The following is a 16,854-nucleotide window of genomic DNA, read 5'->3' on the forward strand; positions in this document are numbered from 1 at the left end:
AACAGCGATGTACCTGAGTTTGGCTAATTACTCGCGCGGCAGGATAGGGCCGTGTATTTCTGTAGCCGGCAGTGTGTCACAAACTAACATTGCCGGTCTGGTAAAGCTCTTTTTAACCACCACTTTTCCAGCCGCGAACCTGATGTCATTAGCGTGAAGATGGAGACGACAAATGAAGAGCAGAATCAATATTCTCGCTATTACAGGCACTTGCCTGTTGCTGGTTGCAGCATCAGCGTTTGCTTGCACCAGAGCCGTTTATCAAGGCCCGGATGGCATGATTATTACTGCCCGATCCATGGATTGGAAAGAAGAAATACCGGCGAATCTTTGGTTATTTCCCAGGGGGATGAAGCGGAACGGAGCTGTCGGGCCTAACTCGGTCACCTGGACCTCTAAGTACGGAAGTGTGGTCACAAGCGCATTCGACATATCCAGCACAGACGGCATGAATGAGAAAGGACTTGTTGCCAATCTGCTGTGGTTAGCTGAATCCAGTTACCCGGAATACGGGCCAGATAAAAAGGGGCTGACCGTCGCCGCTTGGGTGCAATATGTATTGGATAATTTTGCGACGGTTGAAGATGCAGTCGACGCGCTGCGCTCAGAATCCTTCGTGGTGGTTTCGGCAGACATTCCTGGTACAGACCGTTTTGCTACGCTTCACCTGTCTATTTCGGATGCCAAAGGTGATAACGCAATTTTCGAGTATATCGACGGAAAGCTCGTGATTCATCATGACATGTCTTATACAGTGATGACGAATTCACCCGTTTTCGAGCAACAGCTTGCATTGAACGCCTACTGGCGGCAAATCGGAGGCCTGACGATGCTGCCGGGAACCAACCGCGCCGCTGATCGTTTTGTGAGGGCCTCGTTTTATATGGACGCAATTCCAAGAACAAGCGATACCCGAACGGCAGTCGCCAGTGTATTCAGTGTGATCAGAAATGCGTCCGTGCCTTTTGGTATTACCTCTGAAGAAGAACCGAACATTTCTTCCACACGGTGGCGCTCCGTCTCTGACCAAAAGAACCTTGTTTATTATTTTGAGACTGCGCTCACGCCCAACACGCTTTGGGTGGATTTGAAGGGAGCCAACTTCAGCGAAGGCAGTCCTGTCAGGAAGCTGTCTCTTACAAACCATGAGATCTATACAGGAAACGCCCTCGGAAAATTCGAAGTCTCTGAACCGTTTACCTTTGCGGGCTTATGATGTTTTTCTGAAACTGACATCAAGCCATAGCCATTGGCTGTTGGCAGACCAAGCATGGTGCCTGAAAATCTTATTGAAATGTAATTGAGAACGCAGTTTGATGACGGTTTCGCTGACGATTCCACTATCAGGAAAAAACACATGGACGAGACAGTAAAAGCCAAATTCGACAGTTATCCGGCTCATATCCAACCTGTGATGCTCAACCTGCGCAGTTTAGTGTTAGGTGTCGCTGAAACCCATGCACTGGGAAACGTTGAAGAAGCACTGAAATGGGGCGAGCCCAGCTATCAGGTGAAAGGGGGCAGCCCGGTCAGGATGAACTGGTCACCCAAAGATCCTGCACACTATTTTCTCTACTTTAACTGCAATACCAGGTTAGTGGACACTTTCCGTGAAGTGTACGGACACGCGCTGTCCTTGCAGGGTAACAGAGCCATAGCTTTGAATGTTGCAGATCCGCTGCCGGCAGCGATTGTCTGCCATTGCGTCGAACTGGCGTTCAACTATAAACGCCTGCGCCATTTACCGCTGTTAGGTGTGTAACTGTTAGGTGTGTAACTGAGAAACCATGACCCGCATCCTTGCAAATCGCGATGTACTGACAACGGGCCTGTTTGCAGACTATGCTAATGGATGCTTACGCTTGCTATTTCAGCAACAATCACCGGAGTGTTTGCCTGAATGCGCAGAGACCTTGCGCTGCCTGGTCACTTGTACTGTCTGGTAAATCGGAGAATTCATGATGAAAGCTGTGTTTCAACCCGGCAACAATATCGCAATGAAGATACCTTCCCATGAGTATGATCAAACGCTGCATTTTTATCGTGATGTGGTTGCCATTCCGGAATTGGCGCGGGAGAAGGACACGGATACGCCCCGGTTTCAGTTTGGCGATAAAACGTTGTGGCTCGATAATGTCCCGGGGATCAGCCAGGCTGAAATCTGGCTCGAAATTGTGACGAATGATCTTGTCGCCGCCGCAGAGCACCTTGCGAACCACAAGGTGACCCGATGCGATGAGATTGAAGCTTTGCCGGAAGGATTCGCCGCATTTTGGGTTGCCAGCCCTTCGAATATTATCCATCTGGTATCGCAATCCGACTAAGGGGCGTTCAGGCAAGCTGGCTTGGTACTTGCCTGAGGCACCTGAAAGCGGGCAATATGGGCAGATTGAATCAGTAAGGTGAAATAGTGATGGTTGTTTGGCCCGCGGTGTTGAAGTATGAGGGTGATCAGGAGTTGAGTGTGGTGGCTGATCGCCATACCTGGGAGTCGGATGCTGATTTGCATTGCTTTGGCTTTCAGCCAGGTGATGTGCTGATTGATTCCGCCGGGCAGGTGTTTCGTCCTCAAAGCCTGCGTCCGGGCGAGACCCGTTTAGAAATGTCGGACCAGACAATGCGCCTTGATGATCTTGTTGATCTCATCAAGGCGCATCAGTCTTGTCTTGGCGCATGTTGTGCGGCTAAGGTATCTTTTGCTTCTGTCGCAGAGGCAATTGATGCCTTATCAATGAATACTTTATAAAAGTGTACTGTAAAAAGGGCAGTCAGCGAGTACATGCGAAAGGCAGGTCAGCCGCTCAAACGGTTGCTGATTTTATTCCCAGCCGAACACGGCATCGTAGGTCTGGCAATTACTGACCAGCGTTTGCGTATCTTCAAGGTAGAGCTGCTGCTCAGCCGATACCGGATAAGTCAGCCATTCTGAACACTGAGCACTCTGCCCATTGCCAATCACCAGCTTGCTGCCTGGCTTGAGCTCACAGCGGGTCATTTTGTCCAGTGGTGACCACTGGTAACAAATCTCATATCCAGCACGGTAATGTGACACTCTTCCGTCAGGCCGATTTGCTGCCCACCAGGCACCAAACTGACTATTGGGGTTGGTACTGTTCCAGGCCCGGAATACAGTGAGTGCTTCCCCTTCTTTCACTTCATACACCTGTCCCTGACACAATTTCCCCTTATTGGGCTGACCCAGAGAACTGGCCAGCAGCTGAGGATCTTCCACAAGATTGAGCTTACTGGCCCAAGCTGCAGGCGGCTCAGTTGAACCAATACAGGCACTGGCATCGAGTATGTCCTGCGTGGCAGTGGCGGGGTTGGCTGTCTCAGCTTGTGCAGTGCTGCCCGGCGTTGATGTACAGCCTGACAGAACAAAACCGGCAATAAACGCTGCGGTCAGAGTAAACCTTGTATTCATTTCATTATCCCTATGTATCCAACTGAATATGTACTGATTATCGTATCCTGATGATTGCTTTTCTGGGCTAACTGAAAGTAAACGATGAAATTGAGAAGCAGATAACAGTTTTTAATTGGCAGGCGGTCGGTAGGAGAGTGCGGAGGAAAACAGCAGCGAAAAAAAACCGGAATACTGGATTCCGGTTTTCGTGTTTATTTTCGGGCGTTGACTTGTTTTCTGGTATCCGTGACAGGAGCCGCTGCTGTTGATGCAGAAGACGCCGCAGGTTTAACCGCTGTTGCTGCTGCGACCGCGGCGCTTTTATCAGCAGTGCCAGATGCGTCTGCAGATTTGAGCTGTGTGGGTGGCGTCAGTGGTGCGGCTTCTTTACTGTTCTCTTTTTTGTTGAGCTCTTTCGGTGCCTCGGCAGCTTTTACCGGTTCTTCTTTATTGATCGTGATGACTTTTTCTTTATCAGCCGGGTAAGTCTGGCCATGGAAGCAGCCGCCTCGCTCAATGCAAATATCGTTGGTGTAAATCACACCTTTGGCTTTGCCTTTTTCCAGGATCTCAATACTGTCTGCGTGACAGGCGCCTTCGTGCAGGCCGTTGATGACCACTTTGCTGGCAAAAATTTCACCAGACACACGGCCTGTCGCACTGATTGATAACGTCTGTTCGGTACGGATACGTCCTTCAATGTAACCATCAACCTGGATGTTACCGCTTAGTTCGATATCTCCTTTAAAGGAACAGCCTTGTGCAATGATAGTTGCAGTTGAGTGCTTGCCTGTGCTTCCAGCACTTTTACTAAAGAGTCCCATTGGATGCTCCTCTCATGGTTAAACAGATAATCAAAGTTATCGGGCCCCCAGTTGATGAAATACTTGGGATTCAAAGCCCGACCCAGAAAACGAACCTCATAATGAAGATGGGGGCCAGTTGAGGTACCACTGTTGCCTGATAATGCAATGAGATCGCCTTTTCTGACGAAATCCCCGGTTTTGACTTTGAATGCTTTCAGGTGCGCATACAGAGTCATGAATCCATAGCCGTGGTCAATTTTCATCAAATTGCCATAGCCTTTTTTACTGGGCCGCACCAGCTCCACCACGCCATCGGCAGGGGAGAAGACGGATGTGCCCGTGTGTCCGCTGAGATCAATACCCAAATGACGGCGTTTATTGCCGTAAATCGGGTGGTTACGAGAGCCATAGGTGGAAGAAATACGCCGGTAGTCCATCGGACTACCATTCGGTATGACTTTCAGCATGACGACACGCACTGCCGAGTTTAATGCGGCAGTATCCAGTCGTGTATCCAGAGGCTGTTCACCTTCGCTTTCAATGCCTAAAACGTTTTCCAGATCATTCACGCGGCCAGAAATTTGTTCCAGTTCATAGCGTCTGTCAGCCAGATTTTGTTCCAGCGACTGACGATCGCTTTCCAGGTTTTGAATCTCATCTTTCAGCTCATTAGCATGCTGGCTTAACTGCGATTTTTCCTGTTGCGTCTGATCAACAGCATTCCATAAGTACTGAATGGAAAATGCCATGACCACAACGGCAACAATGAAAAACAACAAGGTCGCAATCAAATTTCGCCGTAAATACTTACCCAGCTGAAAATGGTAAGACCCATTAATGGTTGATATCGAGATAGTGAGTTGATCTTTCATTACGCTAAGCTCATTCGCTTTCTCTAATGCATTAGGCGACAAACTGGATGCAGGATTAACCTTTGCCGGGAAAAGAAGATGTAAAACTGTGCTCCCTGGCATAAGTTCATGAAACGTATCCTGTTGTCTGTTCTGTTAAGCAATGAGAAAGAAAAAATACAAAAATAGAATAAAAGCCAGCAATATCGCGGCAAGCGTGGGGTAGATAATGTAGAAATCACCGCTACGCCGGGCGCGTTTGAAACACAGATAGGAGAGCAGTCCGTTATAGCCTAAAAGCAGAAAACTGATTGTCGTCCCTGTATTCAGTGTCATGCTGTGCATCCTCAGCAAAAAATGGCTGAGCAGAAAATAATCCAGCACGATGAGCCAGAGAAATAACTTTTGCAGACTGTCCGGTCGACGTTCACTCGGGACAATTGCGGAAGAAGATGCAGCTCTTTTCATGGGTAACTTCGCTAACGTTCTCCAGGCGGCAAAGGGATCTCCCTTTGCCGGGGTGATTAAACTAAGACGCTTTGATGTAATCCTGGCGGATGACAGGCTGATTAAATTCCGCTTTCTCTCGGGCCTGTTGTAACACCGGACCGTCATCGTGAGCCGGCGGACCTTTGAACAGGGTTTCCACCATTCGGGCAGCCACTGATGTCAGGACAAACAATTCAATCCGCCGGTTTTCGCTGGCTTTGGGTTCTTCAGGATTCAGCGGCGCACGATCAGCCATGCCGGCAACCTGCAAGACATGATTTTCAGGCGCCCCGCCGGCAATCAGCGTCTGACGTGCCACATTGGCCCGTGAAGCTGACAACTCCCAGTTCGATCTTTCGCTGAAAGTACCGCTGTAACGAACCGCATCTGTGTGGCCACTGATAATCAGCGGATTCTGAATCTTCTGGAAAATGGGGGCCAGTGCCAGTAAGACATCTTCAAAGAAAGGTGTCAGCTCGCTGCTTCCCCGGTGGAACATGTTCTGGCGGAAGTCATCCTGCAAGACGATGCGCAGCCCTTGCGGTGTCACATCGACATGCACATTCCCTTCAGCTGAAACCTGCTTTGCCAGCTCTTCAACCACTTGCGCCAGTACTTTCAGTTGTTCCTGTGTGTCATACGTCCCCTGAACCAGTGCGTCAGTTTGTGAGCCATCACCATTGCCGTCGTAGAAGGAGGTGACAGTCACAGCCGCATCATGTGAGCTGAGGTCGGCTGCTTCACCGCCCAGATCAATCGGCGACAGGCTGGTGGAGGTATTAAACGGATTCCCGGAACCCTGGTCGAACAAACTGGAGCTGTTGAGATAAGCCACGATTGCTTGGCGCTCTGTTTTGTCGACAATGGCCAGGATCCACAGCACCAGAAACAACGCCATCAGGGCGATCATGAAGTCGGCAAATGCCACTTTCCATGCCCCGCCATGACCGGCTTCATGCGAGTTGCGGCGCGCTCGTTTGATGATGATCTGATCGTGCCGTTGCATTATGCCTCCTGCTCAGACAGCCATTTTTCCATGTCATTGAAGCTTGGCTTCACATCGAGCTGAATGTGCTTACGGCCAGCATCGATGGCCAGCAGGGTAGGCTTTTTGGCCACATAAGCGACCAGTGTGGCACGGACGCATTCAAAGGCTGTCATATCACGCTTCACACGTTGCGACATGGCATTACTGGCCGGATCAAGCACACAGTAGCAACCGAAGATACCCAGGAATGTTCCCACCAGTGCGGCGGCAACTTTATAACCAATTTGCGCGATAGAACCGTCGATGAACTGCATGGTGATGATGATGCCCATCACTGCAGCCAGAATCCCGAAGCCGGGCAGGGCCTCAGCAGTGCGGTGCAGTGAACGTGAAGGCAGCAGAAGATCATCTTCAATGGCCATGATTTCCTGCTCCAGCAGAGCTTCCAGCTCATGGGGGGACATCTGGCCCATGGCCATCAGACGCAGGTTATCGGTAATAAAAGCCACCAGGTGGCTGTCGTCTTTAACCAAAGGGTAACGTTCGAAAATTTCACTGTTCTGAGAATCTTCAATGTGGCTGTCGAGTGACTTGAAGCCGCCGTTACGTATGGTTTCCAGCAACAGTTGCATCAGCCCCATCAGCTGCATGTAGTACTCTTGTTCGTTCTTGCGGGGCTTCATGATCTGGCGAAACTGAATGCGCATTTCACGAATCACATGGGGTGGGTTGCCTATGATGATAGAGCCCAGTGCGGCGCCGGTAATAATAAGAATTTCAGCAGGCTGCCAGATAGCCATCAGGGTACCGCCGGCCCAGAGGTAACCGCCGAAAACACACAACAGAATGACGATTGCGCCGGTAAATTTTTGCATGTCAATTTGCTCCTATCAGCAAAGATATTGATTCAGTTGTTTCAGTGCCTGCTTATGAAGCTGGCATACACGAGGCGGTGTCAGGTTCAGCACCAGTGCAATTTCGTGCAGGTTCATATCATGTTGATAGAACAGGGTCAGCAGAAGCTGTTCACGCGGCTTGAGCTTGCCAAGCGCCGCAGATAAAGTACGGCGAATATGTTCATGACGAACCGATTCTCCACCGTCATGGTTCATTGAAAAATCGGAACCGCTTTCAAGCAATTGATCCAGACTTTGCATTTCGCTGGCCATCGAGGCATTCAGGCGCTGCAGATAATCTGCCTGGTCCGTGCCTAACGCTGCGATGATTTCGGCCTCCGATGGCTGGCGGCCGAGTTTTTTCATTAAGTCGCGGGTTACGTCATTCAGTTCGTGGGCCTGTTGACGGGTTTGGCGCGAGCGCCAGTCAAGACGGCGCAGTTCGTCGAGGATGGAACCGCGGATCCGGCATACGGCAAATGACGGGAAGTTCGGGTCCTCTACGTTACCGTAGCGACGGCCTGCTTCCAGCAGTCCCATCAGACCGATTTGCTGCATATCTTCCAGACTGCAGTGGGTGCTGACATGACTGCGTAGCTGATTGACAACACGCTTGACTAAGATCAGGTGATCACGGATCAGCTTATCTTCGTTCACAACCGGGTTATTACGCCCGGTATCGTGTTTTTTCTCGTACTCTTCAGTCGGGTTGATATCTAGCATAGGCGCCTCACTGAATCACATATTTGGTCAGCAATACATTGTCGATGGCGCGGGCATAACGTGTCTGACTGAAAGCGTTCAGCAATGTACCTTTGACTTCATCCTGAAGTTCTTCAATCGTCCGCTGGTTCTGCAGTTGCTCGTAAGTTTTATTGCTGAAGAGTTTGAGCAGAGCATTGCGCACAACCGGCATATAGTTATCGATCCCTTCAATCGCTTCTGCATTACGCGTTTCCAGCGCCAGTTCCATCATGATGAAGTGCGTCTGACGCTCGCCTTTCACCGACAGAACCAGTTTTTCCAGTGGGTGGAAAATAGGATCAACATTCTCTGGTTGGCTAAAGGGGAGACTGAAACGGGTACCGCCTTCGCCCTGATGACTTTTGACGTACCAAAGGGTACCGCCAACACTGGCAGCTGCGACCAGTACGCTGGTGATCAGCATGATGATAATGATCAAGACGAGATTACGCTGGGTCATGTAAATGGCTCCTCATCAGGCTCTGGTTGATAACCAATGGCCTGAATCTGTTGTTGTTATCTGGCTGTCATCAGCCTGATTGTTGGCAAAAATAACGGGTTGTGAGTCTTCTTCGGCTTGCTCTTGCTGCTGACCCTGACGGCCATCGCCGACATTGACATCAACATGAACAAAATTTTGTTCCTGTAGCTCGGCTCTCAGCCGCTCAGACACCTGAACCAGCGCATCACGGACGGCCGACTGGCTGGCGTGGATTTGAACACTGAGACGATCGCCATCCATACGAACGGTTAAATCCAGTTTGCCCAGGTCAGGCGGATCCAGACGAATCCGTGCTTCCTGCAAATTCTGACTGGCCTGCATCTGCACTCTGTCCTGCAGCACCTGGATCATCTGCTCTCCCCATTTACCTTGCTGGCCCTGGGGTAATTTGACACTGGCCCATTCCACGGGAGCCGCGGCGTTTTGAGTCTGTTGGGCTGAACCGGATTGCAAGGCCGCAGAATTCGCCGCACCGTCTGCAGATAGTCCTGCGATCAGAGTTTGCAGAGATGGGGCTGTGCCGGCGCTGCGGGATTCAACTAATCCTGCTAACGCGAGATCCTGCTGAGCCGGCGACTGACCGCGTTGCTGCAGCAGGGCAGTAAAGCGGGCATTGTCGGCTGACTGTGTACTGACAGCCTGGCTGTCTGTCGGTGCGGCGGTTGTTGCGGTGGCGCCGGATTGCATCAAGCGCGTTTCTCGCATGCCGGTATTCCCGGATGCTGAAATGGCGTTTTCTGCAGTACTGACAGCCGCTCCGGGCACTCCGGTATTGGTTGCCGAGCTTGCGCCCAGCTGCTTCTCGGCCTGCGCCAGCAGATTGGCAATGATGTCTGCCGCCGTTGCCGGAGACAGCGCCGGATTGCTGTCTTGCTGTGGGTCTGACAGTTCGGCAGCGTCGGACGTGTGAGAGGTCTCAGTCATGGCTGCATCCTGTTTGTCAGTGGCGGCATTGGATTGCAGCGTGTCACTGAAGTTGGAGGCAGTGCCATCATTGGACGGTTTGACTTTGCCGGAAAGCATGTCCGCCGACTCGCTGTCACTGTTAGCCAGTTTGGAATGTGAGACAATCGTGTTCATTAAAGCTCCATATTCATGGCCATTTGATATGCCAGAAGTCCTTCTTTTCCTTCACCGACGGCATTCATGTCTTGCTGTAACTTTTCTTTCGCTGCATTGACCGCAGCAATGGCTGTCTGATGACTGCTTTTCAGATGGGCAAGCGCCTGAAGATAATCTTCAGTCAGCTGCGTGCCTTTCAGATTTCGCAGTACTTTTTGTAACGTCTGATCAAGCTGCTGAAGGCGATCCCAGTCGCTATCAGTCACGGTGCGGTCAAGATGCTGCCTGAGAGCCACAAGCTGGCTCAGGGTGATGTTAGGCATGCTGACCAAAACCTTCCCATCCCTCGCGGACGTTCGTCATGACATTTTCTACCGTCGTCAGGTGTTCGACTTTGTTCTGGGAGCTGGCCTTAAAGAGCTCGCTGATGCAAAACTCGTAAAGGTCGTGAAGATTGGCGGCCAGTTCGCCACCTGCTTCTACATCCAGCGCACTGTCGAGGCCAATCAGGATGTTCATGCACTTACTGATGCCTTTCCCTTTGGCTTCCAGACGTTTGGATTCGATGTGACCTTTGACCCGGACGACTTCATCCAGCAGGCCGTCAATCAGCATGATCACCAGTTGGTGAGGGTTTGCTGATGCGGCCTGGGCATCCAGATCGACGCTTTGATACGAATCAAAGCCCGAGTTTTGCATTAGCATGAGTTAACTCCTTTAAATCGCGAATAATCCGCTTGTTTGCTGCATTTGTGTCATCAGCTGGTTCATTTGAGTGAACTGGGCGAGATAACGGTCGTAAGACATCTGGTACTTGCGCTCCAGATTGGACATTTTGTCGTCAATACGGCTGATACTTTGCTGAAGGCTGTCTTTACGGCTTGTGAAGACGCCGTCAGAGAACGACAGATAAGGTTTTACCGTGGCTTCGAGCGAGTCGAACAGCTGATCGGTGCCGTTGAACATTTCGTTCAGTGCTGCCGGATCACTAGCCTGGGCGGCTTCGAACTTGTCATTGTCGATAGCCAGCTTGCCGGTACGGTCAATACTGACACCCACTGAATACAGGCTCTGGCCGTTGTAGGACTGACGGAAAATACTGCTGATCTGGTTTTCCAGAGAGCGAATCGTCCCGTCACCGGCTAATGGGCCACGTTTTTCGTCTTTAGAGCCGACTTTGGTGTACTTGTCGATTTCAGACATCAGCGCGTTATACGCATCGACCATTTTGTTCAGCTGCTCTTTGGTGGCTTCTTTATCCGATCCCACAGTAATACCGACTGGCTGGTCACCACTAGCCTGCGCTTTAGAAACGGTCAGATCAACGCCGTCAATCACACCTTCAAATGTGTTGGAGCTGTTGGTCAGTTTCAGGCCGGTGCCTTCCGCACCCAGCCAGATCACTGCATCTTTCGGTGTGCTGATATCCGTGCTGTTGGCAAAGGCATTTTCGAAGTTTGCATCACCTGTCCCCGTTACATTGACGGACACGGTATTGGCGACACCGGTTTCCTTGCCGGACAACATGAAATGGGTTTCACCGTTGGCGCGGACCAGTGAGGCATTCACACCCGGGTTGTTTTCATCATTGTTGATGGCGGCAGCCAGCTCCTGAAGGGTGGTCGTGCCATCGTTGTCTGTGTCTACGGTCGCCAGATCAAGCGTCATGGTATTGCCATCCATAGAGATGACCATGCTGCCTGCCGCCGGAATCGCGCTGTCGGCTGTGGTACCTGCGCCCAGATCAACGCCCATCTGATGAGAGGTCGCGATTTGTTCAACAAAGACCTGGTACTCACCCGCCAGTGCGCTGGCATTGACATTGGCACTGATGTTGCCTTCCTGCGAGAAAGTGGCACCGTTTTTTACCACGCTGTCATTCCGACCGTTCATGTCTTCTACTGCGCTGCGGAATGTCCGTAAGGCTGTTTCAATCTTGCCGTAGGCAGAAATCTGGCTTTGGTACTTATCAGCCTGAGTCTGAAAACGTTGCTGAAACGGCTGAACCTCATAGGTGGCCAGCTGTGTTGCCATACTGATCGGATCGATGGAACTCATGGAAAAACTCCTATATTTATGACTACTAAAGCAATTAGTGTGCCACTGTCTTAATTGATTGAAATAATTAGGGTTGTCAGGGTTTCACCTCACAAAGCGGAAGCAAGATTTCCGTTCAGGTTTCCGCTTTATCTTCCGTCTGACAGTGATTGCTTCCAGACGGAAACTGTGCCGTTTCAGCAGAAAATAGACAGGTAAAGCCAATTCGCTTTGCAGGATCACCTTGTGATCGATGCAACAATCCCTATGAAGTAGGGCGGCGAATCAGTTGGGGTCATTAAGAAGCGCAGCGGGAAATCAGGGACGGGGAGAGCGTTAACGATAAAGAACCGGAAACCCGCGGGATTCCGGTAACTTTGGTGCGGTTAAAATGTCAGGGGAAAGATCCCCCTGATGCTGGTGAGTCAGCGCAGACTACTGAGTTGACGCTTCAAGTGTTACACCAGAGAATTGGCGATAGCCGTCCAGCATAATGGAGTATGTGCCCGGTGTTGCCCCGGCAAAGGTACAGACTTCGTTATTCCCGTTGCGGTATGGGCGGCAATCCCAGTTTTGTTTGCTGGCCTCCGAGCCAAATGACACATACAGGTCAACATCCCCCGATCCACCGGTTGTACTAATTTGCAATGTTTTTTGCGCCGGCAACTCGAAGCTGTAGTGAACCTGACTGCCCGTTGCACCGGACAATCCGTTAACCGGTACGCCATCTTTGAGCACGTTACCTGTCGGCGGCGGGGTTCCGCCTGTAGCATTGGCCATTTCAATGGCGTAGGCGAGACCCAGCTTGGTGAACTTCACCGCATGAGAACCTGTCGGATCTGAGTTCTGCAACGTGTCGTTCGGCGTGTGGATCATCGGGTTATAGTCATTGAATTTTGCTTCAAAGGGCATGGCTGCAGAAAAACCGGCTTTGTGCCAGGAGGCGTGATCTGAACAGGCATAGCCGCAGGTGTCGAACCCGTAGGTTAAACTTGGCAGGTATTCATCAAGCAGCTGACTCAGGAAGGTCGTCAGATTGCTGTCTGTGTAATCAGTAATGAAGACGATGTCTTCTACCGAGCCTTTATAGTTGGTCATGTCCAGCTGCAGCGCAGAGATAACCTTTTTGCCTTCGGCTTTATATTGGTTGGCCAGATCCTGAGAGCCACGTAATCCCACTTCTTCCGCAGCATAAGCCATAACGGCAATGCTGCGTTTAGGCTGGAAATTGTTTTCCGACAGTACGCGAATAATTTCCGTCACGCTGGCAATGCCGGATGCATCGTCATCGGCGCCGGGTGCAATACTCTGCTCATTGGTGTGAGAGCCGATGGTGGAGTCCAGGTGACCGCCCAGTACGATCCATTCATCCGGTTTTTCTGAGCCTGTTATCGTAAAGACAACAGATTTCTGGTTGTAACCAAAGTGCGAAACTTGCTTAACGCTGGCATTAGGCAGTGACGCGCTCAGCGAACGCCATTCACTGGCCAGCCAGTCCGATGCCTGCGCACCGGAAGTGGTGGTATAAAAACGGTTGATAAAGCTGGTCAGTGAATTGATTGTGCCGGTAATGGCCTGTGAACTTACCTGAGGTAACCAGGCGTTGACTGTGTCTTGCTGGCTGATGTCAGGGATCGGAAAAACGGCGAGTGATTGCGGCATATTGCTGGCAGCAATGGCACTTTCTGCCGAGGAATGAACCATGTAACCGCCGCAACGCTGATGATCCTCGTGCATGTGGTGCGATAACTCAGCCAGCTGGCTGTAATCTACTTGTCCTACCCACACTGGCCCGCTGCTGGCCAATGACTCTGGTAATAAAGCTTGTGCTTTGTGCTGCATGACAGATTTCACTGTCTGGCTGGCATCCGACCCGATGGATATCCAGACTTTGTCTTCGGCATAAGCCTGACTGCAGACAGCTGAGATGAGTAAAGCCAAATACGTTGTTGTGTTTTTCATATTCTCCTCCCTGGAGATTTTTATTAAACCAACAAAACGTAGGCCAGTTTGATGAGAAAGCGAAATTATCCTTTTGCATCAAGGTGTAACGCAGAGTTGTCATAAAGTTATCAATAAAGTGTTTTGCGCCGGGGGAGAATGGACTCTTCGTGATGAACTGCTTAGTTACGGCGTTTCATTGATATTACGGGCATAAATTTTGGGGATATAAGGAGAAAAATATTGTTGAGATGGGTTGATAATAGATTTCAATTTTGCGAGCTATGCGACTTAAAGGGACCGGCTTAAAGGGAGGCTTAAAGGGAGGCTTAAAGGGACAGTCATCCTAAGGGAGTTGAAAGGACAGTCGCATTTCGAGTTGAAAGGACCGAGTTGAAAGGACAGTCACTTCGGACCATTGGCCTGAAAAATGTATTGTGCTTTGTTTCTAGTGTCACCGAATTGCTGTCAAAAGCATCTTAACAAATTGATTTACAGTATTTTTGATAACAGCAGCGGATTTTCTGTTTTGTCTGATTTTCAGGTGAGTGGGTGCGTATGCTTGGCATTCAGTGTGTTGTGCGCGGAGGGTACAGTGTAGCGATTAGGGATTATGAAATTTGCACGGCAGTTCGTCGTTGCCGGTTAAACTGGGGAGTGCTGTTTGAATTGCAGCTGCGGAACCAACGAGTGTACATTTTTTTATGTTTGTACAAACATTTAGCCATGAATCAGCTTCGATACCAAGTCGTTCAAGGATAGGAAGCTGAGTTGATTGTATATGTCCGGGCTTATCTCCTCTGATTTGTTGTCCCGTCCATTCAACCAGTTCAAGATAATCTGCCAGGCGAAATGGCAGTCCTTCCGGCATAGCATTTCTCGGATTACCGGCGAAGGGAAAAAGCGATGAGGGCGTTACCTGATTTTTCCGAAGCGATTTTATGCGTGCTTTTACCGATGTGAAATTGGAGGTTTCAGGTGTGGCTGCAATACCGGCTCGTATGGGGTTGAGATCAACGTATGCCATCGCAGCAGCTAAGGCTTTTTCATCCAGCAATGCCTGACTTTTGAAACGTCCTTCCCAAAAGTGGCCCGTGCAGTCATCTTCACGATTGGCCTCACTTGCTATGTATTGATTCAGCAGACGCATGAACCAACTGATGGAGCAGAGTCTCTCCCGCCAAGTCTGAATGACGGTGTAGCAGGCATTTTGTTCGGTTTCGGACAAGCTTTCGTTTTGTAAGAACCGCTGAATCAGCACGGGCGCACGATGTATGGTGAGCCAGCGCTCAACGACTTCGTGATTCGATAAGCGATGGGCCTGATCTTTGTTGATATGCAGAACGACATGGTAATGGTTGCTCATGATGGCGTAAGCACAAACATCCACACAGAACACACTGGCAATCAGTTTCAACCGTTTCTCGACCCACCCCCGCCTGTGTTCATAGCTGGTTTGGGTCAGTTCGTCATACCCGCACAGAAATGAACGCCGGACACAGCGGGAAACACAATGGTAATAGGGCGTTGCTTCTACACAGATGAGTTGGCTTCTTGCTGTTGTCATTGGTAATGATTGAGTGGTACTGGATGGATTTACAGTATCTGTGTTTGAGCGCAGATGAAAGGAAGACGTTCAGAATTTCGGGCCAGGTATGAAAAACATGAAATTGATGAAGTGGTTTTTTTCTTAATGTGCCTGTCCAGGCTGGCGGTTTCTGAGAGAGTGGCTGATCAACTGGCTGCGTGATGTTGTTTCGTAATCTGTCTGTCCCAATAAAATAATGTGTCTGTCCTAATAAGATTGGAGTTGCGGCTTAATATGTCTGTCCTTCTAGGAGAGGAAAACGGCAACATCATTCAGGGTGTGATTTCAGGGCGGGGCACCGAACAAAAAAAGCCCCGAAAATCGGGGCTTTGAACATTGGAGTGACTTTGACTAGGTATCTGTGACTAATCAGTTGATTAGCGCAGCAGAGACATTGCCATGCCAGACAGCTGGTTTGTTTGAGACAGTACAGAAGTACCGGCTTGCATCAGCATCTGGTTCTTAGTCATGTTAGAGGTTTCAACAGCGAAATCAGCATCCATGATACGGCCTTTCGCAGCAGAGGTGTTCTCAACCATGTTGCCCAGGTTAGTGATGGTGTGTTCCAGGCGGTTGATGTTCGCACCCAGAGCAGCACGTGCACCACCGATGGTGTCCAGAGAAGTCTGGATAGTATCCATTGCAGTTTGTGCAGCAGTTTGGTTAGCAGCTACAGTTGCGCCTGTGTCACCGAAGGTACCCAGAGAAGCAATAGTACCACCAGCTTGAAGCATAGTTACTGCTGCGCCAACTTTAGCATCGATAGACGTTGCGAAGTCCAGCGTTTCAGCAGAAGAACCACCGATTTGCAGAACGATACCGCCGCCTTTCACACCAGCTGCGTCAAACACAGTTTCGCCAGCGTACTTAGTGTTAGCCATAACGCTGCCCAGCTCGCTGGTCAGTTCAGTGAATTCTGCGTACAGAGCTTCCTGGTCGTTGACTGAGTTCGTACCATTCGCTGCCTGAGTCGCCAGGTCGTTCATGCGGTACAGGATGTTACTTGCTTCGTCCAGTGCACCTTCAGTTGTTTGCATCATAGAGATGCCGTCCTGAGAGTTGCGCATTGCAACAGACATGCCGCGAGTTTGAGATTCCAGGCGGCTTGCGATTTGCAGACCAGCAGCATCATCAGCAGCAGAGTTGATACGGTAGCCAGTCGCCAGACGCTCCATGGCCGTGTTCAGCATGTTGCCTGTGCCGTTCAGGGTGTTTTGCGTAACCAGAGATGCGTAGTTGGTGTGCATTGATAGAGCCATGAAAATTCTCCTAAGTATTGCTTCTTTATATTGGTTTATATCGGCACACAAATCAGTTTGTTGTTCTGTGTGGCCGTTATTCCTACTCGCTAATATGAGGCGGAAGAGGCTCTGAGAACATTAATCAGAAAAGTGAAAAAAATGATTTTATCTCGATAATTGGTTGTTTTTTTACTGCCAGAAACGCCATTAATTTCTTTGATATCAATAATTTAATTTTTATATAGAATGCTAAAATAAAATTAGAAAAAATTGTTAAATTCACCAGTTTTGGCTGTAATGCTT

The 16,854-nt window shown here is 50.0% G+C and carries 19 protein-coding genes; 4 read left to right on the forward strand and 15 right to left on the reverse strand.

Annotated features, from left to right (window positions below):
* The first annotated feature begins 172 nt into the window (after nt 1-172).
* The 4 genes from P4S53_RS15720 (at nt 173) to P4S53_RS15735 (ending at nt 2,746) form a co-directional block, all read left to right on the forward strand.
* Nucleotides 173-1,216, forward strand: coding sequence for a linear amide C-N hydrolase (locus P4S53_RS15720; RefSeq protein ID WP_337113397.1), 1,044 nt, complete (start codon nt 173-175; stop codon nt 1,214-1,216).
* A 141-nt stretch (nt 1,217-1,357) separates the two neighbouring features.
* Complete coding sequence (locus P4S53_RS15725; RefSeq protein ID WP_337113398.1) at nt 1,358-1,762, forward strand: DUF1801 domain-containing protein; 405 nt, start codon at nt 1,358-1,360, stop codon at nt 1,760-1,762.
* Nucleotides 1,763-1,958: 196 nt separating this feature from the next.
* A complete protein-coding gene (locus P4S53_RS15730; protein ID WP_337113399.1) occupies nt 1,959-2,324 on the forward strand; it encodes a hypothetical protein in 366 nt (121 codons plus the stop codon).
* An 89-nt stretch (nt 2,325-2,413) separates the two neighbouring features.
* Nucleotides 2,414-2,746: a DUF4144 family protein gene (locus P4S53_RS15735; RefSeq protein ID WP_337113400.1), complete on the forward strand. Its 333-nt coding sequence runs from the start codon at nt 2,414-2,416 to the stop codon at nt 2,744-2,746.
* Between the two features lie 72 nt (nt 2,747-2,818).
* Here the strand turns inward: P4S53_RS15735 and P4S53_RS15740 are convergent, their stop codons facing one another.
* The 15 genes from P4S53_RS15740 to lafA form a co-directional block, all read right to left on the reverse strand.
* Nucleotides 2,819-3,424, reverse strand: a complete 606-nt coding sequence (locus P4S53_RS15740; protein WP_337113401.1) for a hypothetical protein — start codon at nt 3,422-3,424, stop codon at nt 2,819-2,821.
* Nucleotides 3,425-3,618: 194 nt separating this feature from the next.
* Nucleotides 3,619-4,230: a bactofilin family protein gene (locus tag P4S53_RS15745; protein ID WP_337113402.1), complete on the reverse strand. Its 612-nt coding sequence runs from the start codon at nt 4,228-4,230 to the stop codon at nt 3,619-3,621.
* Nucleotides 4,134-5,084 (reverse strand): peptidoglycan DD-metalloendopeptidase family protein, encoded by a 951-nt coding sequence (locus tag P4S53_RS15750; RefSeq protein WP_337113403.1) that lies wholly within the window; start codon nt 5,082-5,084, stop codon nt 4,134-4,136. Before P4S53_RS15750 ends, P4S53_RS15745 begins: the two co-directional genes overlap by 97 nt.
* Nucleotides 5,085-5,219: 135 nt before the next feature.
* Nucleotides 5,220-5,531, reverse strand: a complete 312-nt coding sequence (locus tag P4S53_RS15755) for a hypothetical protein (protein ID WP_337113404.1) — start codon at nt 5,529-5,531, stop codon at nt 5,220-5,222.
* A 61-nt stretch (nt 5,532-5,592) separates the two neighbouring features.
* Nucleotides 5,593-6,558, reverse strand: coding sequence for a flagellar motor protein MotB (locus P4S53_RS15760; protein WP_337113405.1), 966 nt, complete (start codon nt 6,556-6,558; stop codon nt 5,593-5,595).
* The gene (gene motA, locus P4S53_RS15765; protein ID WP_027252369.1) at nt 6,558-7,415 is read right to left on the reverse strand and encodes a flagellar motor stator protein MotA; all 858 of its coding nucleotides are present in this window, start codon (nt 7,413-7,415) and stop codon (nt 6,558-6,560) included. The genes P4S53_RS15760 and motA overlap by 1 nt, the downstream gene beginning before the upstream one ends.
* Before the next feature lie 15 nt (nt 7,416-7,430).
* Nucleotides 7,431-8,159: a FliA/WhiG family RNA polymerase sigma factor gene (locus P4S53_RS15770; RefSeq protein WP_192016544.1), complete on the reverse strand. Its 729-nt coding sequence runs from the start codon at nt 8,157-8,159 to the stop codon at nt 7,431-7,433.
* Between the two features lie 7 nt (nt 8,160-8,166).
* The gene (locus P4S53_RS15775; protein WP_337113406.1) at nt 8,167-8,640 is read right to left on the reverse strand and encodes a flagellar basal body-associated FliL family protein; all 474 of its coding nucleotides are present in this window, start codon (nt 8,638-8,640) and stop codon (nt 8,167-8,169) included.
* Nucleotides 8,641-8,655: 15 nt separating this feature from the next.
* Nucleotides 8,656-9,762, reverse strand: coding sequence for a flagellar hook-length control protein FliK (locus P4S53_RS15780; protein WP_337113407.1), 1,107 nt, complete (start codon nt 9,760-9,762; stop codon nt 8,656-8,658).
* A complete protein-coding gene (locus P4S53_RS15785; protein WP_337113408.1) occupies nt 9,762-10,067 on the reverse strand; it encodes a hypothetical protein in 306 nt (101 codons plus the stop codon). Before P4S53_RS15785 ends, P4S53_RS15780 begins: the two co-directional genes overlap by 1 nt.
* Nucleotides 10,060-10,449 (reverse strand): flagellar export chaperone FliS, encoded by a 390-nt coding sequence (gene fliS, locus P4S53_RS15790; protein ID WP_337113409.1) that lies wholly within the window; start codon nt 10,447-10,449, stop codon nt 10,060-10,062. Before fliS ends, P4S53_RS15785 begins: the two co-directional genes overlap by 8 nt.
* Before the next feature lie 12 nt (nt 10,450-10,461).
* Nucleotides 10,462-11,802 carry a flagellar filament capping protein FliD gene (gene fliD / locus P4S53_RS15795; RefSeq protein WP_337113410.1) on the reverse strand — a complete coding sequence of 447 codons (1,341 nt, stop codon included), beginning with the start codon at nt 11,800-11,802 and terminating at the stop codon, nt 10,462-10,464.
* A 414-nt stretch (nt 11,803-12,216) separates the two neighbouring features.
* Nucleotides 12,217-13,743, reverse strand: coding sequence for a M28 family metallopeptidase (locus P4S53_RS15800; RefSeq protein WP_337113411.1), 1,527 nt, complete (start codon nt 13,741-13,743; stop codon nt 12,217-12,219).
* A 583-nt stretch (nt 13,744-14,326) separates the two neighbouring features.
* Entirely contained in the window at nt 14,327-15,289 is a 963-nt protein-coding gene (locus P4S53_RS15805) for a transposase (protein ID WP_337113412.1), read from the reverse strand.
* Between the two features lie 398 nt (nt 15,290-15,687).
* Nucleotides 15,688-16,569, reverse strand: coding sequence for a lateral flagellin LafA (gene lafA / locus P4S53_RS15810; protein WP_337113413.1), 882 nt, complete (start codon nt 16,567-16,569; stop codon nt 15,688-15,690).
* Between the last annotated feature and the right edge of the window lie 285 nt (nt 16,570-16,854).

This window comes from Photobacterium sp. Hal280, from assembly GCF_037162255.1.
GTDB lineage: Bacteria > Pseudomonadota > Gammaproteobacteria > Enterobacterales > Vibrionaceae > Photobacterium.

Excerpts from the sequence above, each read along its gene's own strand:
- P4S53_RS15720 (WP_337113397.1), top strand. The coding sequence starts at position 173 with ATGAAGAGCAGAATCAATATTCTCGCTATTACAGGCACTTGCCTGTTG.
- P4S53_RS15725 (WP_337113398.1), top strand. The coding sequence starts at position 1,358 with ATGGACGAGACAGTAAAAGCCAAATTCGACAGTTATCCGGCTCATATC.
- P4S53_RS15730 (WP_337113399.1), top strand. The coding sequence starts at position 1,959 with ATGATGAAAGCTGTGTTTCAACCCGGCAACAATATCGCAATGAAGATA.
- P4S53_RS15735 (WP_337113400.1), top strand. The coding sequence starts at position 2,414 with ATGGTTGTTTGGCCCGCGGTGTTGAAGTATGAGGGTGATCAGGAGTTG.
- P4S53_RS15740 (WP_337113401.1), bottom strand. The coding sequence starts at position 3,424 with ATGAATACAAGGTTTACTCTGACCGCAGCGTTTATTGCCGGTTTTGTT.
- P4S53_RS15745 (WP_337113402.1), bottom strand. The coding sequence starts at position 4,230 with ATGGGACTCTTTAGTAAAAGTGCTGGAAGCACAGGCAAGCACTCAACT.
- P4S53_RS15750 (WP_337113403.1), bottom strand. The coding sequence starts at position 5,084 with ATGAAAGATCAACTCACTATCTCGATATCAACCATTAATGGGTCTTAC.
- P4S53_RS15755 (WP_337113404.1), bottom strand. The coding sequence starts at position 5,531 with ATGAAAAGAGCTGCATCTTCTTCCGCAATTGTCCCGAGTGAACGTCGA.
- P4S53_RS15760 (WP_337113405.1), bottom strand. The coding sequence starts at position 6,558 with ATGCAACGGCACGATCAGATCATCATCAAACGAGCGCGCCGCAACTCG.
- motA (WP_027252369.1), bottom strand. The coding sequence starts at position 7,415 with ATGCAAAAATTTACCGGCGCAATCGTCATTCTGTTGTGTGTTTTCGGC.
- P4S53_RS15770 (WP_192016544.1), bottom strand. The coding sequence starts at position 8,159 with ATGCTAGATATCAACCCGACTGAAGAGTACGAGAAAAAACACGATACC.
- P4S53_RS15775 (WP_337113406.1), bottom strand. The coding sequence starts at position 8,640 with ATGACCCAGCGTAATCTCGTCTTGATCATTATCATCATGCTGATCACC.
- P4S53_RS15780 (WP_337113407.1), bottom strand. The coding sequence starts at position 9,762 with ATGAACACGATTGTCTCACATTCCAAACTGGCTAACAGTGACAGCGAG.
- P4S53_RS15785 (WP_337113408.1), bottom strand. The coding sequence starts at position 10,067 with ATGCCTAACATCACCCTGAGCCAGCTTGTGGCTCTCAGGCAGCATCTT.
- fliS (WP_337113409.1), bottom strand. The coding sequence starts at position 10,449 with ATGCTAATGCAAAACTCGGGCTTTGATTCGTATCAAAGCGTCGATCTG.
- fliD (WP_337113410.1), bottom strand. The coding sequence starts at position 11,802 with ATGAGTTCCATCGATCCGATCAGTATGGCAACACAGCTGGCCACCTAT.
- P4S53_RS15800 (WP_337113411.1), bottom strand. The coding sequence starts at position 13,743 with ATGAAAAACACAACAACGTATTTGGCTTTACTCATCTCAGCTGTCTGC.
- P4S53_RS15805 (WP_337113412.1), bottom strand. The coding sequence starts at position 15,289 with ATGACAACAGCAAGAAGCCAACTCATCTGTGTAGAAGCAACGCCCTAT.
- lafA (WP_337113413.1), bottom strand. The coding sequence starts at position 16,569 with ATGGCTCTATCAATGCACACCAACTACGCATCTCTGGTTACGCAAAAC.